Origin of the sequence: Shewanella colwelliana (assembly GCF_001735525.1) — a bacterium.
Classification (GTDB): domain Bacteria; phylum Pseudomonadota; class Gammaproteobacteria; order Enterobacterales; family Shewanellaceae; genus Shewanella; species Shewanella colwelliana.
In genome coordinates this window covers 148,760-173,031 of the sequence record NZ_MCBT01000018.1, presented here as the reverse complement: position 1 = coordinate 173,031, position 24,272 = coordinate 148,760, and the positions used below count along the sequence as shown (strand labels likewise).

The following is a 24,272-nucleotide window of genomic DNA, read 5'->3' as shown; positions in this document are numbered from 1 at the left end:
AATTTATAGTGTGAACCCATCATCGATGATTATATTCTGTCCAGTAACATATTGAGATTGCTGTGATAGTAAAAAAATAATAGAACCCGTTAGATCACTCGGTGAAAGCATTCCATGTCCGTGGGTAGACTGTCTATATGCCTCAAGGAATGGACTTGGCTGGTGATCAAATATCCCGCCAGGACTAATACTGTTGACTCTGAAACGGCTATCTTTTACGAATGCCGCGACATATTTATTAAGGTGGAGTAATGCCGATTTAATCGCTGCATATTCAATGGGCATTGTCATAGATGTGCCCTCATATAGCGAGAATTGTGGTGCTACTACGCCATAAATAGATGAAACATTTACCACTGACATCGGTGTTTTTTGTCGGGTAAATAGTGCCGCACATTGCTGCATGAATAGAAAAGAAGAGCCTAAATGCAATGAAATATTTTCGTTGAAGCTATCCAAGCTTACATCTAAAAACGCAGTGCCATACTGAGCATTCCGTGGATAGGTGCAATTAACTGCGCCTGACAGTTCATTTTGCTTTAAAAAAAATTGCTTTACGTCAACTTCATTTGTGACATCTAATGCGACTAAACTTAATGAATCTAAATGGGTTTCAATTAGCTCTGTAAACTTCGTCTTCATTGCAGCCACTGATAAGTCTGCGGCAATGACTTTTGCTCCTTGTGCGAGTATTGCCGCCGTTACTTGAGAGCCTAAAAGGCCTCCTGCGCCAGTTATAAGAATCGTTTGTCCAGTTAGCATAGTTGCCCTTTACTGCTTAGAATCACTTCGGCTAATTTAAAGTCATAAATATCATCGATATCTATGGCTCTTTCCTTAGGAACAGTGATATGAGTTACTTGTCCGTCGAAAAGACTGTTGTTTTTTAGAATATAGTTCGGTTTGGCAACATAAACAACAGTAGTAATATCATACACCTGAGGAGCATCTTGACGTCGAAAGACGCTCGTTGAATTAGTGTTGACTAGTTCAACATTACCCGTTGCAGTTTCCTTAATCATATTGAAGTATGGACTACGGTTGGCCGGGGTTGTCGAGATACAGATATCTGCTGAACTGCGATTAAGTTTTTCCATAGCAGATTCGACATCTTGCACACTCCTTAATGGGCTAGTTGCTGGTAAGCTAATAAATTGTTCAAACTCACCATATTTGCTAGTTACCCAATTGATAGCATGTTGCCAAGAAAGCCATTCTGGAGATTCATCGGTGGCTAAGTGTTTCGGTCGCTCTATCACCTCAGCGTCAGCAGCTAAAGCAATTGCAGCAATTTCAGGATCATCGGTTGAGACAAATACCTTATCTATATTCACAACGTTAAGTGCAGTCTCAATGGAGTAAACGATAAGGGGTGTACCGAGTAAATTTTTGCAGTTCTTTCTTGGAAGCCCCTTCGATCCTCCTCTAGCAAAAATAAAGGCGTATTGGGTCACAGTTTGATCCCCCATTCTGCTTTTTGCTTAATTTTGGCGATTAAAGCTATGGTTTTGTATGCGTCTTCTAGTGTTGAGTGTGAACATTCTTCGCCTTGAATCCGACATATGAATGCCGTGACCATGTTTAGATACATCTGGTTCTTGTCCCATTCGGGTTGCGAGTATACGATTTCTGTACCTTCATCATTGTGGTGAGTTACTGTATTAGTAATTAAATTCCAATGCAGTCTGCCTTTTGACCCTATAAAGGTACATTCTCGTTGTGCTTGCTTTTGGATGAAATCCATGTGGATGTAACAGACTGCGCCTTTTTGACTTGTTAATACAAGGTCTGCAATCTCTTCAACTTCTAGTTCAAGCTCTTTTGTTGATCGTAGTTGAGCATAATTCAGCTTTAACGGGCCTAATAACCAATGCAAGTAATCCAGCTCATGGCTTAATTCTAACAGGGCACCACCGCCAAGAGATTCTTGAGCTGAGACACAAGTTGTGTAATGTTTGTTGGGGCGCCAGTCAGGTAAATATTGGCCCACCGTTGCCGAACAGTTATAGATTTCACCGATAAAGTTTTTTGATATGAGTTGTTTAATGATGACTGCTGAGCTCAAGTGTCGTAAGCAATACCCAATCTCTACGTGACTAGAATATTGTTTAATTAGTTCTAAAATACGTTGTGCACTTTCTGGCTCAGAAGCTAATGGTTTTTCGATGAGAACCGGAATATTTTTTTTAATCAAAGCACTGGCATGAGCCTCATGAAAAGGGGAGGGCGATGCGATGATGACGAGCTCAGGGCTACTTTCGATAAGTTCGCTCATATCAGATAATACAAGATCGGCAAAATCTACAGGCTCATTTACACTTCTTCCGCTGGCTGACATTGCAACAATACTTGCTTTGGGAAAGAGTAACTTTAGGTTTTGTCTATGTCGCCTAGCAATGTTGCCTAGCCCAATCACTGCAACGGTATTCATTCTTCAAAACCGATAGCACAAATGTCAACTTGAGCTTGTTTAAAGTCATCCATACGACCGATATCTAGCCAATATTCATGGATTGGAAACATGAGGACTTGCCCTTCATCCGCAATTTTTTGCTCTAATAATGTGGGCATATCGATATAGGTATTGGCTGAAACACTTTTTATAATATCTTGGTTAATAACATAAATTCCCGCATTAACAAAGAACCGCTGCACAGGTTTTTCTACCATGTTTGTGATGCGGTTTCCTGTGCCACTGATCACACCATAAGGGATTTGATAGTCGTATTCTCGAACGCACATAGTTGCATCAGCATTATTTTCATGATGAAATTTAAGCAGAAGCTGAAAGTCGACTTTCGTTAAAATATCACCATTCATCACAATTGCCGGCAACTGTGGCAGATCTTTGGGGAGTAATCCTACTGCTCCACCAGTTCCTAATGGTTCATTTTCATGGACGTAAGTAATGTTGACATTCCATTGACTACCATCACCAAAATGCGACTTAATTTGTTCTGGCATATAGTGGGTTGAAATATAAAAATTAGTAAAACCTGCTTGAATAAAATTAGACAGAGCAATTTCTAAAAGCGGCCTATTGCCAACTTTCAACATAGGCTTGGGGCATTTATCTGTTAGCGGTTTGAGACGAGTCCCAAAACCGCCAGCCATTATCAGCACGGGATTCTCATAGTGAGATTGTTGTTGAGCACTCTTTAACGTCTCTAGACCGACAAGGACCTGATTTTTAACGAGTGGAATAGACAAAATACTGTGTTGTTTCATCAATTGAAGCAGTTGCTTTTTCGATGTCGAAGGAGAAGCTGTTTTGGGGTTAATGTTCATCACTTCTGTCACTTTGGCATCAAGTGATAGATTACTGAGCAAGCCTCTGCGAATGTCACCGTCGGTGATAATACCTAATAAACGTTGATTGTTATCGGTAACTAGAGCAACTTGAAGTGCCTGTGAGTTTATTAGCTGTAGGGCATCTCGAAGAGTTTTGTCTGGTGATATTGTCACATTACTCAATATTTGGCTCATATTATTACCTTTTTTCTACCTTGCTTCGATAGCCATAAGCAATCGAATTATCTGGCATATCTTTAGTAATTGTGGCGCCTGCCGAGACAACGCAATTTTTACCAATCGAGATGCCCTGTATAATATTGGCACCCGTTGCGATATGAGAGTATTCACCTACGTGCACGCCACCACAAATTGTTGCTCCAGGAGCTATATGACAGTGAATACCGATATGGCAATCATGCTCGATTATTGCGCCTGAATTAATGATTGTTCCATTGCCCACGACACAGCCTGTTTGGACAATTGCCCCAGCTAAAATTTGTACTCCGGTACCAAGGGTAGAATATTGTGACAGCATAGAATACGGCGATACGATTGATTCAAATTGGTATTTAAGCTGGGTAAAGCGGTCAAAAAGCTGATGACGTAAATGTTGTCCGGGTAAAGCGCCTAATCCATTGACTAATTTAACCTCATCATTAGAGAATTGTAAAATATCATCATCAGAATCAAAATGTTGTACACAACTAAATAGAGCGCTTTCACCTCTATTAGGGCTAACGACTGCGATTAACGTGTAATTGAGTTGCTGCATAATATCGGCTAAAACCGCCGCATGCCCACCCGATCCAAGCATGATGATTGGTTTAGTCATTTAGCACCTCACCAGCTCTGTAATCGCGACCTGCCAATGTATTGAGCTTTTGCCAATATTGATATGGGCTGATACCTTCACCAGGACGTTTAATCGCTAGGTTATGCTTCGAAAATTGCTCTCCTTTCTTTATATTGTCAGTGGTGACAATACTTTTCCTTGCAAGGGGCAGGTTTTTCAGTTCGGCAGGCTGAGGAGCTTTAATACCACTACCTATTGCAAGTTCAACAGTGCGAATCGCAGTCACCATATTTTTTAATTCGCAGGGTTCTAGGGAAGCTTTATGATCTGGCCCTGGTAACTGTTTATCTAACGTAAAGTGCTTCTCAATGACGCACGCACCACGAGCCGCAGCAGCGATAGGTATAGTGATTCCTTGGCTGTGGTCTGAATATCCAGTCCGTAAAGAGAAAGCTGTCGCTAACGTATCCATTGCCTTTAGATTAATTTGATCGAATGGAGCTGGGTACTCTGTAGTGCAATGTAATAAGGTTAACTTAGCTTGCAGCGCCTGTTGCCCCTCTTTTGAGGCGTAGGCGGCTTGGAACGCTTCTATACTCGGAGGTTTATGATCCGGTGCCGTTAAGCCAAATGCAATGACGCCTAAAGCGGATTCAACTTCTGCTAACGTTGACATGCCTGTCGATAAGATGAGGTCACATCCTGTACGAGCATGCTCAAGCAAAAATGGCGCATTGGTTATTTCACCCGAAGCAATTTTTAATGTTTGGAGTTTAAGTGTATCGACAATAAACCGTAAACTTTCAGAGTCAAATGCAGTGGATAGAAACTGTATTCCAATTTTTTGGCAATAACTTATTAAGCGCAGATGAGCCTCATAACTTAACTCTAAGCGACTTAACATTGAAAGCTGTGACTCTTGTTTTTTAGTATTAGCAATTTGATAATTTGCTTGTTTAGCTTCATGGGTGACTAAATTTTTCGCGTTAAAAGTCTGAAACTTTACAATGTCAGCTCCTGAATCATATGCTGCATCAATTAAGCTAATTGCCAACGCTTCACTACCATTATGATTTACGCCAGCCTCTGCAATAATTAGAGTCATTTAATGTATGCCTTAATATCGTAAAAATACTTTACTGGTTTTTGAACCATTGACCTCAATATACTAATAATAGCGGGACTTGCTTGGCCTTGACTATAGGGGTTCTCTACCTTACAGCGCTTGAGTTCTGGTAATTTAATAAGAGCCTGATTTATCGCATCTGTTAACGATTTGGTATTGGGTTGGCATGTGATAACACTACTTGCTGCAAGGCGTCCACGTTGTCGTGCGCCTATGTTAACGGTTGGGATGTTAAAAGAGGGGACTTCTATAATACCGCTAGAAGAGTTACCGATAACCGCAGCAGCATGTTTTACCGCACTTAGGTATCTTGTTTGCCCTAATGAGGGGATTGTTAAGACCCTTCCGTTTGACTCTCGACTATATTCCTCAATCATAGAAATGACGGCCCTAGAGCCATTGTCTGCATTTGGGTAAGTTAGAATCACTTGATGTGATGGGTACTTATCTAAGCTTGACAGTAAAGACTGAAATGTGGCGTCTGCTGGCTCATCAATCAGTGTCACCGGATGATATGTGACTAAAAAGTATGGAGTATTTAAATTGAAGTTCAGTGATGCCGAAAGTTCATCTATCGTCATCAAATTACTGCGATGGATGTGATCTAACCCTATAGCACCAACATTATGTACACTATCGGGCATCTCCCCCATTTGGATAACGCGTTGCCTGTAAGCTTCTGTTGAGGTGCAATGAACATGGCTGAGCTTCGTGATAGCATGTCGAAATGCATCATCGTAGGCCCCTTCAGTAATTTCGCCACCATGTATATGTAATATAGTTATGCCAAGAATAGTCGCTGTTTGTGCAATAGCTAATGCTTCATACCGATCACCCAATATTATTAATACATCAGGTTTTAATCTGTCTAGCGCTTCAGCATAACTAATCATACCGAGTCCCGCGCTTTTAGCTATTCCGACTCGGGAGTTGGATGAAAGTAACATCTCAACTCTTTCATCAATTTTAAATCCATCCGTTTCTATTTGTTCGAATGTATTTCCAAATTCAGGTGAAAGATGGCTACCAGAAACAACTAATTGAAGAACGAGCTCTTCCTCAGCTTTAATGTCTGTAAGTAACCAATAGAGCAATCCATAATCAGCCCTTGTACCTGTAAATACTGCAATTTTTTTAGGCATAAGTTGATTCCAGGTTTGTTGGAAAACTCGGCAGATTAATCAGATGAGATTCGATAAGCTCCGAATTCGTCAGCGGGCCTCGCATTGCATCTTTAAACATGGGTAATCTATGCATTAATTGCCATACAGGACGGGTCATTACTCCGGCATCATTGGTGGCTTTTAATATTTCATTTCGATAGCGTAAATCTGGACAGATAACAGCATTTAACCAATAGTTCGAGGTGGCATAATCTGGCTCTGTAACGAACTCAAGATCGCTTTTTTCAAAGAAAGTTTGATAGTGCTTTGCTAATGCCCGCTTTTGTTCAATAAAGAGGGGAAGGCTTTCCATTTGCGCACAACCTAGTGCAGCATTTAAATTAGGCATTCGATAATTAAAGCCGGCTTCATCATGGTAAAACTCGTATGGATGAGAGACCTTAGCGGTTGTCGTGATATGTTTAGCACGATCACCATTAACGATATCGTTAGCCAACAATATACCTCCGCCTCCTGTAGTAATGATCTTGTTGCCATTAAAACTGAGCGCAGCAAACTCACCTAGGGTGCCTGTATGCTTATTTTTGTAGAAAGACCCTAAACTTTCAGCGGCATCTTCAATTAAAATTAGATTCCATTGCTGGCAAATTAGTTTAAGTTCATCGAGCTCTACAGGATGTCCGAACGTATGCATTGGCATAATAGCTTTAATGATCTGGCCAGTTTCTTTATGAGTACATAACCCAAGTTCATCGACTACGGCATATTCTTCAAGGTATGCTTGTACGGCTATAGGGCTTAAACCTAAGCTTCTCGTTGAAACGTCGACAAAAACAGGCTCTGCACCCATGTGATATAAAGTGTTGCAGGTAGCGACAAAAGTAAGAGCTTGGGTGATGACCAGATCGCCGCTCTTGACGCCAGCCATGTATAGAGCTGTATGCAAGGCGCTGGTGCCACTTGAGGTGGCGACGGCTTTGGGAGACTTTGTAAAATCTTCAATTTTACGTTCGAATTCGTTTACAAATCGCCCTACGCTAGAGACAAAAGTGCTCTCAATAGTCTCTGCGACATATGTTTGCTCATTTCCTGGGAATGTAGGTGCATGCAACGGAATAAACTTATTGGTTTGATAAGTTTCGCGAATAAATTCAATCAATGAATACATTAGTTTAATACCTTGAAAAATTCAGTTGATTTACATTTTTTCATCGAGAGACTTCCCTGTTTCCTTATGACCAAACTCGGGCAATATTAAAGAAAAAAGGTCAACCAATTGCTTCTTACTCCATGTTTTCTCAAATAACATTGATTGAATTTTTTGCTCGAATAGTTCAACTAACCCTAAGTCATACTCCAATTTATTCTTGATAACACCTAATTCGGCAAAGCTTCCCATATCGAGAACCTCCTTATTAGTAAAGAACTCTTCGAAATCTTTCTCTCCAGATGTATCACTTACAGTGAAATAGCATGGCCACAAGCCTTTAGCGGGCAGAGTCAATGATAGCTCCCTCGCTTCTTCTTCTGAGTGACAAACATAAGCTTCATAGCCTCTATCTGCGAGATAGCGAGTTGCAATGTCGGCGAAGGATATAAGGTGAGTTGATTCATCTAGTTTAGGAAAGTAAATGTCTCTATTTTCGCCGAATATACAAGACATTAAACAAAGCTCACCAGACTCTTGGGGAGTAACAAAATAGCGTTTTACGTCAGTCGGGGCGACGATTGGTTGTTGTTTTAAAATGCGTTGGTTAAAACTATGTAGTAAAGAACCATCAGAAAAGGCGACGTTAGCAAAACGGGCTGTGGAGATAGAAATCTGTTCACTGCGTCGCATCAAGAACATTTCCATGATCCGTTTTGACGCGCCCATCATATTCACCGGATTAGCAGCTTTATCAGTTGAAACACAAAAATATTTTTTAACACCCTTGGCGATAGATTGCTTTATGGTTTTGTCGGTATTAAAAACATTCACATTGATCATGCGCATCAAGGTGAAAGGGTCTTTTTCACTTCTTACATGCTTCAGTGCAGAGAGGTTTAGTACGTAGTCATATTTTCCATCTTGATCGATGAAGGCATCGTATTCAATTGAGTTGATATCTAGTGCAAACGTTTGAAAGTCGCCAGCAATATAGCCAAAAGAGCTACGGATATCTCTGACCAATTCGGTTAAATTATTTTCACTGAGATCAACGATATGGAGTTTTAAAGGAGAACGCTTAAAGATCTCTTTAACAACCGCTTGACCAATAGATCCAGCTCCCCCCAAAACTAAAAAACGAGAACGATTGATCTCTTCATTCAGCATAGAGGTGTGATGTCTGATGTCTGATGCGAAAAGGGCTTTTTCTCTTCCAATCAATCTCAACATGTTCGTCATTGTGCTACCAAATAGGAATAAATACTTTAACTAAATTATAGTTAGTAATCTTAAGTGACTATAAGTCATAACGAAAGCTTACCTTGTATACGTAGTTCAATATTTTAGGGTTAAATTTAACAAGCAAAAATTGAGCCAAGAAAATGGACTGTTAATGACTGGGCATTCCGATTGATATTAATGAGGTTAAGAAAGCCAGCTAGATTAAGTTTATGATTTTAAAGTAATAATTTTTATGACGGATTGGCGACCACTCATGAGTGCTAATTAGCACACAATAATTACGGCAAAAACCTGACACTTATCAAGCTAAAAAGAGATTATAAGGAAGTTTGTAAGAATATCTATCGACAGTAATCAGTATTTAAATCATCTAAAACTATAAAGTAAAGCTGGTCTCCCCACAGGGACTCGAACCCCGATCGATCGCTTAGGAGGCGACTGCTCTATCCTGTTGAGCTATAGGGAGACGTCAGTGATTATACTGTTTTTCATCTCGATGAAAAGGCTTTAGATTTAGTTGCTTAAATAGTGCACTAAATGTCTGTTATATTTTGATCGCAATGTCGTTAATTTGTATATTAAGCGCTGCATTTGCGCCTTCTAGCACTGCAGTGGCACTCTCTTGTGTGACCTGATCAATCTTAATCGTTGCCCGGCTTTTTCCTGCAACGGCTCTCATATTGTCGAGTCTATCAGGCAGATTTTGTTGCAGCACTAATTGGAAACTATCACCGACTTTAATGCCATTGTTACGGCCAAGATTGATGATCACTCTATTGTTTTGCCGAGAGACGATTTGTCCAAGCAGTGGGCGGCAATTTAGGACGTTATCGATATCTTCACTAGCCTGCATCAATACACTATCGATGTTTTTACCGTAACTGGAAGCCCAAAAGCGATTGCTGTGCGCTGGTACGGTTATTTGCTTCTCAAACTCCCACAATGCTGGTGAATTGTAGTATTCGCTCCAAATCTGCTCGCCACTAATGCCATGATAAAGTGATAAGCGAAGTTGAAATTGACGTTGTGGGTAGCTGTCCCATAAACCAAACATACTAGCTTCGATGGGATCTGTTGAAATATCAATGATTTCAGGTAACAACACATATTGGCTGTCTGTTATTTCACTCAACCAGCTGGGGAGGCGATAACCTCGAATATCGACCAAGGACTGCTCAATGTCTAGCCGTTCATTAGCATGAACATTTGGGAAGCTGGCTTTGGCTTGGCTACGCATGATGAAGCCGAGTCGCTCTGACATCGCTTTTTGTAAGTTTCCAAGGTTGCCATAACGTAATTGGGCTCTATCGCTAATTTGAGCCTGAGGTACTAATATGGCGGCTTTCAACGGGTCTAAATGGCACTTTTCATCTGTTGACGTAATAATATCTACACGAAGGTTGACGGTAAGAGTTTGTTTTTCTATGCGCTCATTAAGCAATTCAACGTGAGAAACCTGAGTTTGATTAGACATTGAAAACTTATCTTGGGTAAGTCTACCATTTTGTGTTTGTTGTTCGCTTGAGAAACTACCACCAGAGCGTAACGCAACGTAGCTTAACGCTTGTTCAATGGCATCTTCTCGAGCTTGTGTGATATTGCCATTGATGATTTTTGCTTGGCCTGTTGCCTCAATCCATTGCGCGCTAACGTTAAAATGCATTAACGCAGTAATGATGATCAGTAGGTGTAGTGGCTTCATGGTTCTGTCTCAATCGTTGTTATCTATGGCGCTAAGTTATGTTGAGGTGCCAAAATGATGGCGTTAGGCCATCACATTTAGACATCGCGCTAGCTCTCTAATGCATAAGCAATAAGTGTGCCTAAACAAATCAGTGAGTATAACGTTAGACACTTTTAACCGGCACTATTTAGGCTTCTGTCTCTTGCTTTATTAGGGTTGATAATTTGTCTGCTAGCCAAGCATAATATTTTTCATTGCCGTGAATCCAATCATGCTGGTTGTCTGCGTATTTGACTGTCGATAAATAATTTTCAGGATCTGTTATTTCTTCATCGAAAGCTCTTGCTGCATTGAAGAAGGTAATACCGAATTCAGTCCATATGTATTCCATTGCATTAAAATAAGCATAAATAATGTTTTTCATACCTTTAGATTCTTCGAAATACTGGCTAAAAGGTGGGTCGGATACCACAACAACTTTGTGACCATTTTCGTGAAGCTTCAATATGATAGAAAGCTGCTCAGTGAGATCGTCATAGAAGTAATCAACGAACTCTTTTAGCGTTATTTCGGCTATTCCTTGTGGATAAGAATTCTGGAGCCAAGTGGTAAACCTAGAGACGTTTTGATGAGTTTGTAGCCCTAAGTTGGTTATAATAGTTGAAGTTAGTGGAGGGCTTTGTTGTTCATGGCGACTTAAGTTACTAAATATCACCGACCACAATTTTCTTGACATGGCATTCTCTAGGGGAACGAAGTACTCGGTGTCACACAAGGAAAATTTCTTTTGAGAAAAACCAGAGCCATTCATCACCATGCCGCCGCAGTGTGTCATGTTGATGTTATCAAATGCAGTTGATAGTTTGCCCATATGACTATCTCCAAAGAGCGTCAGATCAATTCTTGGCTCATCTAAAGAGTGTTCTGTAAGTTTTTTAACGGACTCGAGAAACTCTTCGTCACATTCGACTTCTTCTGTATCAGTTGTTTTCTGAGTAACACCTGAAAATTCGTTATTTAGATTGGCGTTTGAAATGTGGCCCTCAGCACGTTGCAATACAGATCCGAAGTGGCCCATTACATAGTTTACCGCTTCGGGTGTAACAGTTCGCCGATTAGTTTCAAACCTAAAGTCATTATCTGATGGAGCTGTAATGAGTTCAAAGGAGGGGAAATATTCGAAATTGTCATAATTGTCACACATGAAACTGGCCGCTGTGCGAAGTAGTGATTTTGAGTGCTGATTGGCAACTAATATATGTTTGTTTGTCATTGTTGCCGTTAATGGCACTGGTGATACGGTTAGTATAATGTTGATCTTGGGATTTATTGAGGTAAGACGTGATTTTAGTTGTTGTAAATCGGAGCAAATTTCATCATATGTGAAGTTGTGAAACAGATATTTTGTTTCGTTAAACTCTCCTGATATGACGCCTGGGCAGCTTGGATAGAAAACATTGTTTTGATCTTTCCAAGATTCTGTTAGGCCTAGTGTGAAAATGAGTAGATCAGTGTTTTTAAGTGTCTGATACATCTCTTTGGCTGCTAATACTCTGGCCTCGACTAAATCTTCTTTCCTATCGAAACCATTGGGATAAATACTCGGTCTTAACAAGTCATAGTAACGGTTTTTTTCAAAATGTATCGCACATTCAGCATCAAAACCTTTGTTTTCATCGATAATATCAAACCATTGCAGAAAGCATCTTGGCGTATATATGTTACCAAAAGCAAAACTTGAAACTTGACTTGTTTCAATTGTGCTTTGATGGAAGGAATACCCTTGTTTATTAAGCCATCGACCAACATGCTGGGCAAAACAGGAGCCAACTGACGATATTTTTGGATTTTCGGTATGTAATCTTATTTGCGTTAACTTGTCGAATGTCTGCTGGCCAAGCTTGATAGATGCAACGGCACTACGCCAAAAGAAAATTTCATCTCTATTGTTATAGGGAGTTTTGCTGTTTTGCATAAGATTTTTCCTAAATTTGTCCGAAATATCATAGAAAGTAAGGCTAACGACATTTATATGACACATTTGAATCTGTTATGTTTTAAAGCAAATATTATGCCTGCTATGTACTAAATAGGTATTAGATTAAAGTTCTTCTTCGTTTTGCCGATGGAACGAATTGTAGACTGTCCTTACGAAGAACGGCTTGAAAATTGCTAGTTCATCTTACAACTAACCAATTTTTGACATTGAGTTTTGTGATTCTATTTGTGTTTCTTTTGATTTGATAACGTATAAATAATACGTTATCAATTGTATTTTATAGGAATTGTTATGCGAAGTTTACTTTTTATGTCGGTTGCATTGCTGTTGGGAGCATGTTCGACTTTTGACGACAGTGATTCGCAAACTTTAGCTAGCGGCAATAGTTTGCCGTCTAATTCTGCTGTGAATTATTTAACACAGCAGATTGCTAACGAACTCGTCAGACAAAACGATCAACTTACCTCAAAGCAAGCGCTGTTGGTGGCAACGCCAGTGTTGTTAGATGACTTGACCACGACCAACCCTTTGGGGTTGCAGATACAACAAGGGCTTATTACCGCGATGCACGATCATCAATTCAATTTGGTTGATCTCAATGTGGGTGAAAATGTCAGCGTAACCAATGAAGGGGAGTTGTTGTTGACCCGAGATTGGCGCAAGCTACCTGCAGACTTGCCTGTTGAGCACGTGCTGGTATCGACCATGAGTCTGTCGATGGACATGCTAGTTGTTAATAGTCGAATTGTGAATGTGACCAATAATCGAGTGGTGTCCGCGGCGGCGTCAAGTGTGGGTGTTGCCCAACTACCAGGTTACCTCAGAATGGCTGAAAAAGTGACCTCGAAGGATGGTAAGTTACATCGAAATAGTCAGCCTGGACAGGCGGATATCCAAATAATAGGAGCGAACCAATGAAGACGTGGGTTTTAGCTATCGGTCTCTTGTTAGTGGGCTGTGCCTCGCAAGATAGATATATACAGTGGGAAACCGAAGCGCCAGAGTCATTTCCAAAGCTGACAGCCATTGGGTATGCACCACTCGATACACAGCCGGCCAAAGAGCAATCGCAACGGGTGTTAATGGCTATGCAAGCCTCTAAGATTGCTGCTTATCGAGAGTTAGCAGAGCAGGTTTATGGTCAGCAGTTATCGGCATCAAGCCAAGTACGCGACTGGATGCTGTCCGATGATAGTATTCAAGCGTCGGTATCAGGTGTCATTAGAGGGGCTAAGGTAGTCAAAAGCTATCCAGCAGGTGAGCACTATGTGACTGAGTTAGAACTGGACTTTTCTCAGGTTTGGGCGCTGTATCAGCAACAAAATCGGCCACAGAAAGTGAAAGAAGTGACCTATTTTTAAGCTTTATCTAATGAATAAGGTTGGTCTAACAAAAAAAGCCGCGATTAAGCGGCTTTTTTATTCGTTATTTTTAGTCAGTCGTTAGGCTTTTAAGTTATTACCTAGCGTTGAAATAGTCGAGGTTTTACCCTTTTGGTCATAGGTGAGGCTCGAGGCGTTACGACTGGCTTGCAGTGCTTGTGAAAAACGATTTAGGCTGGCCATACTGTGCTCTATCAGTTTGCCATTTAACGCATTGAGCGTTTTACACTCTTCAAGTAGATTGGTTGCGTTTTCGACCTGTTTGACTATGTCGGCATTGGTTTTCAGTTCAGCGTTATCAGGATGAGCCGATAAACTTTCATCGTTTAATTTGATCTCATTTAGCAATTTGGCTTTATTGCTAGCTAGGCCAAGCAACCGATCGGCATCTTGTTCGATCAAGGCGGCTTTCTCTGCTTCAATAACCTCTTTTAGGTTAATAAGTAGGTTATGTTGATTAACGATGATATCGGCTATTGAATTCATAAACGCTTAATTGAGATCCCTTAATTCATTTTCAAACTGTTCGATGTTACTTGCCAGCTTTTCTGCGTCGATTTTGTAACGACCTTCAGCAATGGCAGCTTTAATTTCTTCTACCTTTTTGATATCTACTTCTGGGATATCATTGAGCTTAGCTTGAGCACTTTGAAGTTGCTGCGCTTGAGACGTGATTGAAACTGAATCACCTTTAACCGTTTGAGCCGCTGCACCAGCTGCTTGGCTTGAGCTCTGCTGTGATTTATTAGCTGAAGAGGTGCCAACTCTATTATGTGTGCCCGTATTTACGTGCTTAATATCAATAGCCATTTTGTATTCCAATTTGAGTAAATGAGATCAACATACTTGTGTATCGGCACTTATTCTTAAAGCTTTAGACAAAAAATTTAAATTAGTATAGATTTTCCTGCAATTAAAATCACCTATCTTACATTCTAACTTCCACACTGCCCACGCCAACGACGATGGCATCTATAGTTTTATGTGAGCTACTGTTTTTTATTTGAATTCTATCGCCCAAATTACCGTCTCTGATCGCTTCCCCTGTGGTTTTTATCTCAAAGTTACCTGAGCGCGCGTAGATTGAAACCATGTCACCAGCACACACAAAGCAGAGGTTGCTGCTAAAGATGGGTTGGTTTGGCGCTATTCTGCGTTTAACGCGGGTGCCAGTGACGTTGTCAACCGCATCAAATTGTTGTCCTCTAAGGGTGCTTTGCTCAACGTAAGCTAATGTCACCTGGTCTGCGCTGATAAGATCACCTGGACCTAGTGTATCTGTGGCTACCACTACAGGAAATAATATATCGACTCGGACAGAAATAAATATTTGCCATGGGTATTGCAAGCTGGCGGTATCACAACTAATTTTGACTGTGTTATTGCGACTAATCGCTCTATCACTGGCTATTTCGGCAGTGAGGGGAGAATTACAAAGCGGTGGTGATAGCCTATTGTCTAGGCTTTGGGGGCTAATTTTAACCTTTGCATTACTGGGTGCGGTTATCTTTTCCTCGACAACCGCTATAGCTAAACGTGAGATGGTCGATAAAGAAGGCACACTCGCTTCTTCTGCGGCGATGACTGGCGCAATGGAGAGTGAAACGATTAAGAAGCATATTAATTTTACTTTCATATTGAATAGACTAGCTTGATTAGCCAGATTACGCCTATACTTTGTGGGCGACCTGAATCTTTGACATTTTTTGATAGAAATTAGTGTCATAAATTTGACAAATTTGAGGTCTGGTTGTCATATAGGTAGATAAAGCAATTAGTATGCCTATACTCATTAATATGGATGAGTGCAGGTAAGCATTCACAGGGCAACAAGGCAAAGGCATTATGTCGAGTATTCTTGAATCAGTTAACAAACGTACCCAACTTGTTGGACAAAACCGCTTAGAACTTTTGTTGTTTAAGTTAAATGGGCGGCAAAGGTTCGGTATTAACGTATTCAAAGTAAAAGAAGTATTACAATGTCCACCATTAACAGGACTTCCTAAGCTAAACCCATTTGTTCGCGGTGTGGCTCATATCCGTGGACAAACAATATCGGTAATTGATTTAAGTGCCGCGACTGGTGGCCGTCCAATAGAAGATACCGCGAATTGTTTTATCATCATTTCCGAGTACAACCGAAGTGTTCAGGGCTTCCTTGTTAAGTCTGTTGAGCGCATTATTAACATGAACTGGGAAGCGATATTGCCACCGCCTCAAGGGGCTGGGCGTTACTCTTACTTGACTGCGGTCACTGAAATTGAAGGCGAACTAGTTGAAATCTTGGATGTTGAGAAGATCCTTGATGAAATCTCTCCGGTTAAGACTAAGATAAGTCAGGAAGTTGATGAGAAACTGACTATAGATAGAGAGCGTCATTTCCATATTATGGTTATTGACGACTCGGCGGTGGCGCGCAAGCAGATTATTCGTGCGCTTGAATCGTTAAGTTTGCAGATTGACACTGCTAAAGATGGCAGAGAAGCATTAGAAAAGTTGAAAAGTGTAGCGGCTGAGATGGATAATGTAGCGACCGAGATTCCGTTGATTATCTCGGATATTGAGATGCCTGAAATGGATGGCTACACACTCACCGCAGAGATCAGAGATAATCCGAAACTCAAGGATATTAAAGTCGTGTTGCATACATCATTGAGTGGTGTATTTAATCAGGCCATGGTCGAAAAGGTCGGCGCCAATGATTTTATTGCCAAGTTTAATCCAGATGAGCTAGCAGCTGCAGTGAATAAGCACTTAAGTCTTTAGTTTGAAGTCATTGTTATTTCGGACTAGTTTTGAAGAGTTTGGGTTGTATCAATGAGTTAGCTCATGTATAACGCACAGCTCTTTAACGCTTGCTATAGTGTAACTTGTAGCGTGTTTTCTTTTTGATATTGGGATATCAGGGTGCCGAATAAATCACTTGCTGAAGCAGAGTACAATCAATTTAGGCTTTTTCTTGAACAGCACAGCGGTATCGTGCTGGGAGACAATAAGCAATATTTGGTTCGCAGTCGCCTTGCCCCATTAATGGGGAAATACAATCTACCCTCATTGTCAGAGGTGGTAAAGCATTCGATGAAGCCCACTGAGCGTCAGTTAAGGGCTGAAGTCATCGATGCCATGACCACCAATGAAACATTGTGGTTTAGGGACCGTTATCCGTTTGAGTTATTATCCAATACCTTGTTGCCTGAATACTCTCGGCTTGGTCGTCCCATAAAAATTTGGTCGGCGGCCTGCTCGTCTGGTCAAGAGCCATATTCTTTGGCAATGACCATATTAGAGTATCAACAGCGCAAACCGGGGGCCTTGCCTGGCAGCGCGTCGATTTTGGCGACCGATCTGTCACCGTCAATGCTAGAACGCTGTAAAACGGCTGAGTATGATAATTTGGCTCTCGGTCGCGGACTATCAGATGAGCGTAAGCGGCAGTTTTTTGAATCGACTGGCAGTGGAACTATGATGGTCAAGCCAAACGTTAAGCGCTTCGTTAATTTTAGGGCCCACAATTTGCTTGAGAGTTATACCTTGCTGGGTAAGTTTGACATTATCTTTTGCCGTAATGTACTGATCTATTTTGCGCCTGAGGCAAAGGCGAAAATACTGCGGCAATTTGCTGCCGCACTTAACCCTAAAGGGATCCTGTTTTTGGGCGCATCAGAGTCAATCGCTGGCTTAACCGAAGAGTTTGACATGGTACGGTGTAATCCAGGCATCTATTACCAAAAGCGTACCTAATTACATAGTTTTATACATTTTATCTTTGATTTTTCGTCGTATATGCCAGTAATTTACTGGCATTTTTTATGGCTGAATATTCCTCCTTCATCATAATGCTCACCTAATACTTTTTTGGCATGACTATTGCTTTATTTATTGCATCTGTATGAGGAGGCAATTTTATGGCGATTAATTTTGATAAGGCATTAGGGGTGCATCAGTATACGTTAGGTATACGTTCTGCCCGTGCTCAAGTGATCTCGTCCAATATCGCTAATGCCGATACACCTCACTACAAAGCCAAAGATCTGGATTTTGACAAAGCGCTTCAGGCAGCAAGGACCACTCAAGGCGGCCTCTCCATGAGCAAAAGTGATAGTAAACATTTCGATTTGGCAGCGTTGTCGCAGCAACATATTAGTTATCGCGTACCCAATCAGCCCGACACGGGCGATGGTAATACGGTTGATATTCAACAAGAGCAATCTGAGTTTATGCAAAATGCGCTTGAGTATCAGATGTCTTTGGGTTTTCTAGACAGCAAATTTGCTGGCATGAAAAAAGCACTTAAAGGAAATTAGTGATGAGCTTATTTAATATCTTTAATGTTGCAGGTTCAGGTATGTCGGCGCAGTCGATACGTCTGAATACTACTGCCAGTAATATCGCTAATGCTGATTCAGTGTCCAGCAGCATAGATCAAACCTATCGCGCCCGCCACCCAGTGTTTGAAGCAGAGATGGCCAAAGCAAGCCATCAGCAACAAACATCACAGTCGGTAAAAGTTGCCGGTGTTGTAGAAAGTGATAAACCATTACAAAAAGAGTATTCGCCAGATCATCCATTGGCGGATGCAGATGGGTTTATTTATAAGCCCAATGTGAATGTGATGGAGGAGATGGCAAATATGATCTCTGCATCACGTTCTTATCAAATGAACGTACAAGTAGCTGAAGCGGCGAAATCTATGCTTCAGCAGACTTTACGAATTGGCAAATCCTAGGAGGTAGGTAGTGAGCCTCATTAACCCACTAAGCAGCCAGTCCCCTTTAAGTACTCAAGGTACAAGTGGACAAGGGATAGCACCTGCATCGTCAAGCGGGGCGTCTGCAAACAGCAGTACGACGACGCAGACACAGACGACAGGCAATCCGTTTCTTGATGGTATTCGTTTGCCAGAAGAATCAAGTATTCCTGAAGCCAAAAGCCAAGAGCTGACCCAAGAGGATTTCTTTTCATTATTGAGTCAGCAGTTGTCAATGCAAGACCCATTTAAACCCGTCGACAATGATCAAATGATTGCACAAATGGCATCATTTTCAACGGTCGATGGCATTACCAAGCTTAATGAAGAGATTGTTAATCTTAATACTGTGATGACCTCTAGCCAGGCATTGCAAGCTTCGGGGCTTGTGGGGCAGAAAGTCCTGATTCCTTCAGATACCGGGCATATATCGGCTGAAGATCCATCGCTTAAGGGGATCATCAGCACCCCAGAGGCTATCGACACCATTACGGTACGTATTGAGGATGAAAAAGGGCAATTAGTTAAAACCTATACTGTCGATGGCAGTGCCGGAGGCAATATTGATATTGCCTGGGACGGTCTAGATAAAAATGGTGAGCCTGTTACCAGCGGTAATTATTCAATTAAGGCGAGCGGACGAGTAGATGGTGAGAGTCAAGACTTGGCCGTTTCAACCTATGCACATGTAACGAGTGTTTCATTGGGTACCGCTAGCACTGGGGCGATATTAAACCTCAGAGGCATTGGTGGTATTAAACTTGGTGATGTACTTGCTGTGTCTGAAACATAGATAAGCAACAGTTAGGGCATAAGGTCCAACACGATTTTTTAAATTTTAAAGAGGTGATTTATGTCATTTAACATTGCATTGAGTGGTATTTCAGCATCACAGAAAGATCTCAATACCACGGCAAATAACATTGCTAACGTTAATACTGTCGGTTTTAAAGAATCCCGTGCGGAATTTGCCGATGTATACGCTAATTCAATCTTTGCTAACAGCAAAACGACTGTTGGTGGTGGTGTGACGACGGCACAGGTGGCGCAGCAGTTCCAGCAGGGCAGTTTGCAGTTTACCAATAATGCACTCGACATGGCGATTAACGGCGGTGGTTTTTTTGTGACCTCTTCTGAAGTGGGCTCTCAAGACCTTTCGTATACACGTGCAGGCGCATTTAAAGTTGATGCAAACAGTTACTTAGTTAACTCAGCGGGTAATTTCTTACAAACTTTCCCAGTTGATAAAGACGGTAATTCGACATCGGTGAGTTTGACGACCACTCAGCCTGTTAAGATTCCTGACACGGCGGGCAGCCCACAAAAAACCGAAAACATCGGCATTCAGATGAACCTGAATGCGGGTGAAGCGACGCTAGATCCAGCCGCATTTGATCCCAACAATCCAGACACCTTTAATAACTCAACCTCAGTGACTATGTATGATTCATTGGGTGAGCCTCATATCTTAACCTCCTATTTCGTTCGACCACCAGAAGCTGCCTACACTGGCGAAAGTAACTGGGTTGCCTTCTACGCAGTGGATGGGAAACAGGTCGACTTAGCGGGCGCTGCTGGTACTTACGGTCGTGACACAACTGGTGATGGCGTGGCTGATGCTACCGGCACAGCGGTTAATGCCAGCGGTTGGAAGGGGTCAACGATTTCATTCAATGATACCGGTGCCTATACTGGGAGCGATCCAGCGATTATTACCACAGAGCAACTGGGCGTTGGTGGAGCGAACGTACTCGGTCCTGGTACCGATGGTACACAGACGTTAACGCTTAACTTTAACAACCCGACACAATACTCGTCACCATTTGAGGTCACTGAGTTGACACAAGACGGGACGACAGTGGGTCGTTTGACTAACGTAGAAGTCGGTGCAGATGGTTTGATTAACGCAAGTTATAGTAATGGTTCAACAGTGCCTTTAGCACGTGTTGCGCTGGCGCGTTTCTCTAATGAGCAAGGTTTAACACAGGCAGGTAATACCTCTTGGAAAGAGAGCCTTGACTCTGGTCCTGCGCTGGCGGGTGAAGCTAATAGTGGTACCTTTGGTAGTATTCGCTCATCTGCACTTGAGCAGTCGAACGTTGACTTGACCACAGAGCTTGTTGACCTAATTTCGGCGCAGCGTAATTTCCAGGCAAACTCAAGAACCCTAGAAGTGAACAATACGCTACAGCAAACAGTGCTACAGATCCGCTAATTGCTTAGTTAACATAATGGAATGTGTTGCCGCCACGGCAACACATTTCCGCTTTTTCATTTATCCCTTCCTCTATTCCTTCTATCTGCTTGTATTTAACCGTTAGACGATAACCTTTGTTGGCATGATGTTTGCTTTGTACTGTTATTAGACAGTTTTTAGTTGAAACATTGACGGAGCAGCAAGTGGATAAATTACTCTATGTCGCCATGAGTGGCGCCAAGCAGAATATGAATTCGCTGGCAGTGCGAGCTAACAACCTTGCAAATGCCAATACCGACGGCTTTAAGTCGGATTTAGAGCAAGCGCGCTCTATGCAGGCTTTTGGTGAAGGTCTGCCGACCCGTGTGTTTTCTATGACAGAAAGTCCGTCAGCTAATTTTGGCCATGGTCCGATTAAAACCACTGGTCGGGATTTGGATATCGCCGTGAAAGGTGATGGCTGGCTCGCGGTACAGGGTGCTGACGGCGGCGAAGCTTATACGCGTTCAGGTAGCTTAAGTTTTGACTCCACTGGTTTACTTCGCAATGACCGTGGCAACCCTATTATGGGTGACGCGGGTCCAATTGTATTACCGCTTCCTATTGAAAAAATTGAGATTGCCCAAGATGGCGTGATCTCTGTCCGTCCATTGGGTTCAACTGCTGAAGTGATTGAAGAGGTGGGCAGAATTAAACTGGTTAATCCGGGCAATCAAAACCTGATGAGAGGTGAAGACGGACTGTTTCGTCAAATCTCTGGCGAAGTTGCCGCAGCCAATCCTTTTGTATCGATAGAGAGTGGTGCAATAGAAGGCAGTAATGTTAACGCTGTCGACGAGATGGTGTCTTTGATTGATTTGCAACGCCAATTTGAGATGCAAGTCAAAATGATGAAAACCGCCGAAGAGATGGATCAAGCCTCTTCGTCATTAATGCGCATTAGTTAGGAGATAGATTATGCATCCCGCGTTATGGATTAGTAAGACTGGCTTAGATGCCCAGCAAACAGATATCTCGGTGATCTCCAACAATGTGGCAAATGCTAGCACTGTTGGTTACAAGAAAAGCCGTGCCGTATTTGAAGATCTGTTATATCAGACTGTTAACCAAGCCGGTGGTATAAGTGCTTCTAATACCAAACTGCCGAACGGTTTAAATATTGGTGCTGGTACCAAAGTGGTCGCCACCCAGAAGATGTTTACCCAAGGCAATATGCTGACCACCGATAATTCGCTGGACTTGATGATTGAAGGTCCAGGATTTTTTGAAGTGCAGATGCCAGATGGTACAGCGGCTTATACTCGAAACGGCCAGTTCACTTTGGATGATACAGGGCAAATCGTAACGCCTGGTTCAGGTTATGTGCTGCAACCTGCGATCACCATTCCCGATGATGCCATCAGTATCACCGTATCATCAGAAGGGGAAGTCTCGGTTAAAACACCGGGCACAGCTGAAAACCAAGTGGTTGGTCAGCTGCAGATGTCTGATTTTATTAATCCAAGCGGCTTAGATCCTATGGGACAGAACCTCTACACAGAGACCGGAGCCAGTGGTACACCTATTCAGGGAACAGCTTCACTTGACGGTATGGGGGCTATTCGCCAAGGGGCGTTGGAAACTTCAAACGTGAATGTTACCGAAGAGCTTGTAAACCTTATTGAAAGCCAACGCATTTATGAAATGAACTCAAAAGTGATTTCGGCCGTCGATCAGATGTTGTCTTATGTTAATCAGAATTTGTAGAGGCTTATTATGACTAAGTACCTCATTTTCGCCGCTGCAGTTATCTTGGTAGGTTGTAATTCTACCAATAATAAGCCAATAGCGGATGATCCTTATTACGCGCCGGTTTATCCAGAGGCGCCGCCAACGAAAATCGCGGCCACTGGGTCTATGTATCAAGATAGTCAGGCATCGAGTCTCTACTCAGATATTAAGGCGCTCAAGGTCGGCGACATCATTACGGTGATTTTACAAGAATCAACCCAAGCATCAAAAAGTGCCAATAATGAAATTAAGAAGGGCTCTGACTTAACACTCGATCCTATTTATGCGGGCGGTGGCAACGTCACCATTGGCGGGCAACCGATTGACCTGCGTTATAAAGATAGCATGAATACTAAGCGTGAGTCTGATTCGGATCAGAGTAACAGCCTATCGGGCAGTATCTCAGCAAATGTGATGCAGGTGCTCAATAATGGCAATTTAGTCATTCGTGGCGAAAAGTGGATAACCATTAATAATGGCGATGAATTTGTCCGCGTCACAGGAATTGTCCGCTCTCAAGATATTCGACCTGATAACACCATTGACTCCCAGCGCGTCGCCAATGCTCGTATTCAATACAGCGGCACTGGCACATTTGCTGATGCTCAAAAAGTGGGTTGGTTAAGTCAGTTTTTCATGAGTAGTTGGTGGCCTTTCTAAGGAGTATGTCATGAAAATGAAGATGATTTTGGCGGTAGTACTCGTGCTGTTTTCAGCCGGTAGTGCTGCCCAGCGAATTAAAGATATTGCCAATGTACAAGGGGTACGTAGCAACCAACTGATTGGCTATGGCCTAGTGGTTGGTTTGCCGGGAACGGGTGAAAAAACCCGTTACACTGAGCAGACATTTAAGACGATGCTGAAAAATTTCGGTATCAACCTCCCTGATAACTTTAGGCCTAAAGTTAAAAACGTTGCAGTTGTTGCTGTGCATACCGATATGCCCGCTTTTATTAAGCCTGGGCAAACGTTAGATGTGACTGTGTCGAGCCTAGGTGAGGCAAAGAGCCTTCGTGGTGGAACATTACTGCAAACCTTCCTCAAAGGGGTAGATGGTAATGTATATGCTATCGCACAGGGCAGTATGGTGGTGAGTGGTTTTAGTGCTGAAGGCTTAGATGGTTCTAAAGTCATTCAAAATACACCTACGGTTGGCCGTATTCCTAACGGTGCCATTGTTGAGCGAACAGTCGCAACGCCATTTTCTACTGGCGATCACCTGACGTTTAATTTACGCCGTGCTGATTTCTCTACTGCCAAGCGATTAGCCGATGCAATCAATGAACTACTCGGTCCTGGCATGGCGCGTCCCTTAGATGCGGCATCAGTGCAGGTGAGTGCACCGCGAGATGTCTCTCAACGCGTGTCATTTTTAGCAACGCTTGAAAATATCGAAGTGGAGCCAGCTTCTGAATCTGCCAAAGTGATTGTGAATTCTCGCACTGGCACGATTGTCGTCGGTAAAGATGTTCGCTTGCTGCCAGCTGCTGTGACTCATGGTGGACTAACGGTGACAATTGCTGAGGCAACCCAAGTTTCACAGCCAAACCCATTTGCTGGTGGTAATACGGTTGTGACCAGTGACAGTACTCTCGATGTATCTGAAGAAGATAATCGTATGTTCCTCTTTAATCCAGGCACCACACTTGATGAGCTCGTCAGAGCGGTCAATTTAGTGGGCGCTGCGCCTTCTGATGTCCTTGCAATCCTTGAAGCCTTAAAGGTGGCAGGAGCTTTGCATGGTGAACTTATCATCATCTAATT

General features: G+C 42.3%; 26 protein-coding genes and 1 tRNA gene. 12 read left to right on the top strand and 15 right to left on the bottom strand.

Annotated elements, in window-relative coordinates:
• Positions 1-3: 3 nt before the first annotated feature.
• The 12 genes from BEL05_RS07505 to BEL05_RS07450 form a co-directional block, all read right to left on the bottom strand.
• Positions 4-762 carry an oxidoreductase gene (locus BEL05_RS07505; protein ID WP_069670788.1) on the bottom strand — a complete coding sequence of 253 codons (759 nt, stop codon included), beginning with the start codon at positions 760-762 and terminating at the stop codon, positions 4-6.
• Entirely contained in the window at positions 756-1,454 is a 699-nt protein-coding gene (locus BEL05_RS07500) for an acylneuraminate cytidylyltransferase family protein (protein WP_139151845.1), read from the bottom strand. Before BEL05_RS07500 ends, BEL05_RS07505 begins: the two co-directional genes overlap by 7 nt.
• Positions 1,451-2,431, bottom strand: a complete 981-nt coding sequence (locus tag BEL05_RS07495; protein WP_069670786.1) for a Gfo/Idh/MocA family protein — start codon at positions 2,429-2,431, stop codon at positions 1,451-1,453. Before BEL05_RS07495 ends, BEL05_RS07500 begins: the two co-directional genes overlap by 4 nt.
• Positions 2,428-3,486, bottom strand: coding sequence for a nucleotidyltransferase family protein (locus BEL05_RS07490; RefSeq protein ID WP_069670785.1), 1,059 nt, complete (start codon positions 3,484-3,486; stop codon positions 2,428-2,430). Before BEL05_RS07490 ends, BEL05_RS07495 begins: the two co-directional genes overlap by 4 nt.
• Positions 3,487-3,490: 4 nt before the next feature.
• Positions 3,491-4,126, bottom strand: a complete 636-nt coding sequence (locus BEL05_RS07485; protein ID WP_069670784.1) for an acetyltransferase — start codon at positions 4,124-4,126, stop codon at positions 3,491-3,493.
• Positions 4,119-5,192: an N-acetylneuraminate synthase gene (gene neuB / locus BEL05_RS07480; protein ID WP_069670783.1), complete on the bottom strand. Its 1,074-nt coding sequence runs from the start codon at positions 5,190-5,192 to the stop codon at positions 4,119-4,121. The genes BEL05_RS07485 and neuB overlap by 8 nt, the downstream gene beginning before the upstream one ends.
• A complete protein-coding gene (neuC, locus tag BEL05_RS07475; protein ID WP_069670782.1) occupies positions 5,189-6,355 on the bottom strand; it encodes a UDP-N-acetylglucosamine 2-epimerase in 1,167 nt (388 codons plus the stop codon). The genes neuB and neuC overlap by 4 nt, the downstream gene beginning before the upstream one ends.
• Complete coding sequence (locus BEL05_RS07470; protein ID WP_069670781.1) at positions 6,348-7,505, bottom strand: LegC family aminotransferase; 1,158 nt, start codon at positions 7,503-7,505, stop codon at positions 6,348-6,350. Before BEL05_RS07470 ends, neuC begins: the two co-directional genes overlap by 8 nt.
• A 30-nt stretch (positions 7,506-7,535) precedes the next feature.
• Positions 7,536-8,726 carry a UDP-N-acetylglucosamine 4,6-dehydratase gene (locus tag BEL05_RS07465; protein WP_069670780.1) on the bottom strand — a complete coding sequence of 397 codons (1,191 nt, stop codon included), beginning with the start codon at positions 8,724-8,726 and terminating at the stop codon, positions 7,536-7,538.
• 393 nt (positions 8,727-9,119) lie between these two features.
• Positions 9,120-9,195, bottom strand: a tRNA-Arg gene (locus BEL05_RS07460).
• Between the two features lie 78 nt (positions 9,196-9,273).
• On the bottom strand, positions 9,274-10,431 hold the full coding sequence (locus BEL05_RS07455) for a flagellar assembly protein FlgT (protein WP_069670779.1): 1,158 nt from the start codon (positions 10,429-10,431) through the stop codon (positions 9,274-9,276).
• 169 nt (positions 10,432-10,600) lie between these two features.
• Positions 10,601-12,388: a GSCFA domain-containing protein gene (locus BEL05_RS07450; protein ID WP_069670778.1), complete on the bottom strand. Its 1,788-nt coding sequence runs from the start codon at positions 12,386-12,388 to the stop codon at positions 10,601-10,603.
• A gap of 315 nt (positions 12,389-12,703) precedes the next feature.
• Between BEL05_RS07450 and BEL05_RS07445 the strand changes: the two genes are divergently transcribed.
• Both BEL05_RS07445 and BEL05_RS07440 read left to right on the top strand, forming a co-directional pair.
• Positions 12,704-13,330 (top strand): FlgO family outer membrane protein, encoded by a 627-nt coding sequence (locus tag BEL05_RS07445; RefSeq protein WP_069670777.1) that lies wholly within the window; start codon positions 12,704-12,706, stop codon positions 13,328-13,330.
• Positions 13,327-13,773 (top strand): LPP20 family lipoprotein, encoded by a 447-nt coding sequence (locus tag BEL05_RS07440; protein ID WP_028765238.1) that lies wholly within the window; start codon positions 13,327-13,329, stop codon positions 13,771-13,773. The genes BEL05_RS07445 and BEL05_RS07440 overlap by 4 nt, the downstream gene beginning before the upstream one ends.
• 81 nt (positions 13,774-13,854) lie before the next feature.
• On the opposite strand, the gene BEL05_RS07435 is transcribed toward BEL05_RS07440, so the two are convergent.
• The 3 genes from BEL05_RS07435 to flgA form a co-directional block, all read right to left on the bottom strand.
• Positions 13,855-14,280, bottom strand: a complete 426-nt coding sequence (locus BEL05_RS07435; RefSeq protein ID WP_028765237.1) for a flagella synthesis protein FlgN — start codon at positions 14,278-14,280, stop codon at positions 13,855-13,857.
• Between the two features lie 6 nt (positions 14,281-14,286).
• A complete protein-coding gene (flgM, locus tag BEL05_RS07430) occupies positions 14,287-14,604 on the bottom strand; it encodes a flagellar biosynthesis anti-sigma factor FlgM (protein WP_028765236.1) in 318 nt (105 codons plus the stop codon).
• Positions 14,605-14,722: 118 nt separating this feature from the next.
• A complete protein-coding gene (gene flgA / locus BEL05_RS07425) occupies positions 14,723-15,430 on the bottom strand; it encodes a flagellar basal body P-ring formation chaperone FlgA (protein ID WP_028765235.1) in 708 nt (235 codons plus the stop codon).
• 209 nt (positions 15,431-15,639) lie between these two features.
• Between flgA and BEL05_RS07420 the strand changes: the two genes are divergently transcribed.
• The 10 genes from BEL05_RS07420 to BEL05_RS07375 all read left to right on the top strand — a co-directional run bounded on the left by BEL05_RS07420 (position 15,640) and on the right by BEL05_RS07375 (position 24,270).
• Complete coding sequence (locus BEL05_RS07420; protein ID WP_028765234.1) at positions 15,640-16,560, top strand: chemotaxis protein CheV; 921 nt, start codon at positions 15,640-15,642, stop codon at positions 16,558-16,560.
• 135 nt (positions 16,561-16,695) lie between these two features.
• Positions 16,696-17,535 (top strand): CheR family methyltransferase, encoded by an 840-nt coding sequence (locus tag BEL05_RS07415; RefSeq protein WP_028765233.1) that lies wholly within the window; start codon positions 16,696-16,698, stop codon positions 17,533-17,535.
• Between the two features lie 164 nt (positions 17,536-17,699).
• Entirely contained in the window at positions 17,700-18,098 is a 399-nt protein-coding gene (gene flgB, locus BEL05_RS07410) for a flagellar basal body rod protein FlgB (protein WP_028765232.1), read from the top strand.
• A gap of 2 nt (positions 18,099-18,100) precedes the next feature.
• The gene (flgC, locus tag BEL05_RS07405) at positions 18,101-18,520 is read left to right on the top strand and encodes a flagellar basal body rod protein FlgC (RefSeq protein ID WP_069670776.1); all 420 of its coding nucleotides are present in this window, start codon (positions 18,101-18,103) and stop codon (positions 18,518-18,520) included.
• 10 nt (positions 18,521-18,530) lie between these two features.
• Positions 18,531-19,334, top strand: coding sequence for a flagellar hook assembly protein FlgD (gene flgD, locus BEL05_RS07400; protein WP_028765230.1), 804 nt, complete (start codon positions 18,531-18,533; stop codon positions 19,332-19,334).
• A gap of 60 nt (positions 19,335-19,394) precedes the next feature.
• Positions 19,395-20,756 carry a flagellar hook protein FlgE gene (gene flgE, locus BEL05_RS07395; RefSeq protein ID WP_069670775.1) on the top strand — a complete coding sequence of 454 codons (1,362 nt, stop codon included), beginning with the start codon at positions 19,395-19,397 and terminating at the stop codon, positions 20,754-20,756.
• Positions 20,757-20,941: 185 nt separating this feature from the next.
• Positions 20,942-21,685: a flagellar basal-body rod protein FlgF gene (flgF, locus tag BEL05_RS07390; RefSeq protein ID WP_028765228.1), complete on the top strand. Its 744-nt coding sequence runs from the start codon at positions 20,942-20,944 to the stop codon at positions 21,683-21,685.
• Between the two features lie 10 nt (positions 21,686-21,695).
• On the top strand, positions 21,696-22,484 hold the full coding sequence (gene flgG, locus BEL05_RS07385) for a flagellar basal-body rod protein FlgG (protein ID WP_028765227.1): 789 nt from the start codon (positions 21,696-21,698) through the stop codon (positions 22,482-22,484).
• A gap of 9 nt (positions 22,485-22,493) precedes the next feature.
• Positions 22,494-23,168 carry a flagellar basal body L-ring protein FlgH gene (gene flgH, locus BEL05_RS07380; RefSeq protein ID WP_028765226.1) on the top strand — a complete coding sequence of 225 codons (675 nt, stop codon included), beginning with the start codon at positions 22,494-22,496 and terminating at the stop codon, positions 23,166-23,168.
• Positions 23,169-23,178: 10 nt separating this feature from the next.
• Positions 23,179-24,270, top strand: coding sequence for a flagellar basal body P-ring protein FlgI (locus BEL05_RS07375; protein WP_069670774.1), 1,092 nt, complete (start codon positions 23,179-23,181; stop codon positions 24,268-24,270).
• Positions 24,271-24,272 lie beyond the last annotated feature (2 nt).

Bases quoted from the DNA above. Each gene is read 5' to 3' on its own strand.
- BEL05_RS07505 (WP_069670788.1), bottom strand. From the start codon at position 762: ATGCTAACTGGACAAACGATTCTTATAACTGGCGCAGGAGGCCTTTTA.
- BEL05_RS07495 (WP_069670786.1), bottom strand. From the start codon at position 2,431: ATGAATACCGTTGCAGTGATTGGGCTAGGCAACATTGCTAGGCGACAT.
- BEL05_RS07490 (WP_069670785.1), bottom strand. From the start codon at position 3,486: ATGAGCCAAATATTGAGTAATGTGACAATATCACCAGACAAAACTCTT.
- BEL05_RS07485 (WP_069670784.1), bottom strand. From the start codon at position 4,126: ATGACTAAACCAATCATCATGCTTGGATCGGGTGGGCATGCGGCGGTT.
- neuB (WP_069670783.1), bottom strand. From the start codon at position 5,192: ATGACTCTAATTATTGCAGAGGCTGGCGTAAATCATAATGGTAGTGAA.
- neuC (WP_069670782.1), bottom strand. From the start codon at position 6,355: ATGCCTAAAAAAATTGCAGTATTTACAGGTACAAGGGCTGATTATGGA.
- BEL05_RS07470 (WP_069670781.1), bottom strand. From the start codon at position 7,505: ATGTATTCATTGATTGAATTTATTCGCGAAACTTATCAAACCAATAAG.
- BEL05_RS07465 (WP_069670780.1), bottom strand. From the start codon at position 8,726: ATGACGAACATGTTGAGATTGATTGGAAGAGAAAAAGCCCTTTTCGCA.
- BEL05_RS07455 (WP_069670779.1), bottom strand. From the start codon at position 10,431: ATGAAGCCACTACACCTACTGATCATCATTACTGCGTTAATGCATTTT.
- BEL05_RS07450 (WP_069670778.1), bottom strand. From the start codon at position 12,388: ATGCAAAACAGCAAAACTCCCTATAACAATAGAGATGAAATTTTCTTT.
- BEL05_RS07445 (WP_069670777.1), top strand. From the start codon at position 12,704: ATGCGAAGTTTACTTTTTATGTCGGTTGCATTGCTGTTGGGAGCATGT.
- BEL05_RS07440 (WP_028765238.1), top strand. From the start codon at position 13,327: ATGAAGACGTGGGTTTTAGCTATCGGTCTCTTGTTAGTGGGCTGTGCC.
- BEL05_RS07435 (WP_028765237.1), bottom strand. From the start codon at position 14,280: ATGAATTCAATAGCCGATATCATCGTTAATCAACATAACCTACTTATT.
- flgM (WP_028765236.1), bottom strand. From the start codon at position 14,604: ATGGCTATTGATATTAAGCACGTAAATACGGGCACACATAATAGAGTT.
- flgA (WP_028765235.1), bottom strand. From the start codon at position 15,430: ATGAAAGTAAAATTAATATGCTTCTTAATCGTTTCACTCTCCATTGCG.
- BEL05_RS07420 (WP_028765234.1), top strand. From the start codon at position 15,640: ATGTCGAGTATTCTTGAATCAGTTAACAAACGTACCCAACTTGTTGGA.
- flgB (WP_028765232.1), top strand. From the start codon at position 17,700: ATGGCGATTAATTTTGATAAGGCATTAGGGGTGCATCAGTATACGTTA.
- flgC (WP_069670776.1), top strand. From the start codon at position 18,101: ATGAGCTTATTTAATATCTTTAATGTTGCAGGTTCAGGTATGTCGGCG.
- flgE (WP_069670775.1), top strand. From the start codon at position 19,395: ATGTCATTTAACATTGCATTGAGTGGTATTTCAGCATCACAGAAAGAT.
- flgG (WP_028765227.1), top strand. From the start codon at position 21,696: ATGCATCCCGCGTTATGGATTAGTAAGACTGGCTTAGATGCCCAGCAA.
- flgH (WP_028765226.1), top strand. From the start codon at position 22,494: ATGACTAAGTACCTCATTTTCGCCGCTGCAGTTATCTTGGTAGGTTGT.
- BEL05_RS07375 (WP_069670774.1), top strand. From the start codon at position 23,179: ATGAAAATGAAGATGATTTTGGCGGTAGTACTCGTGCTGTTTTCAGCC.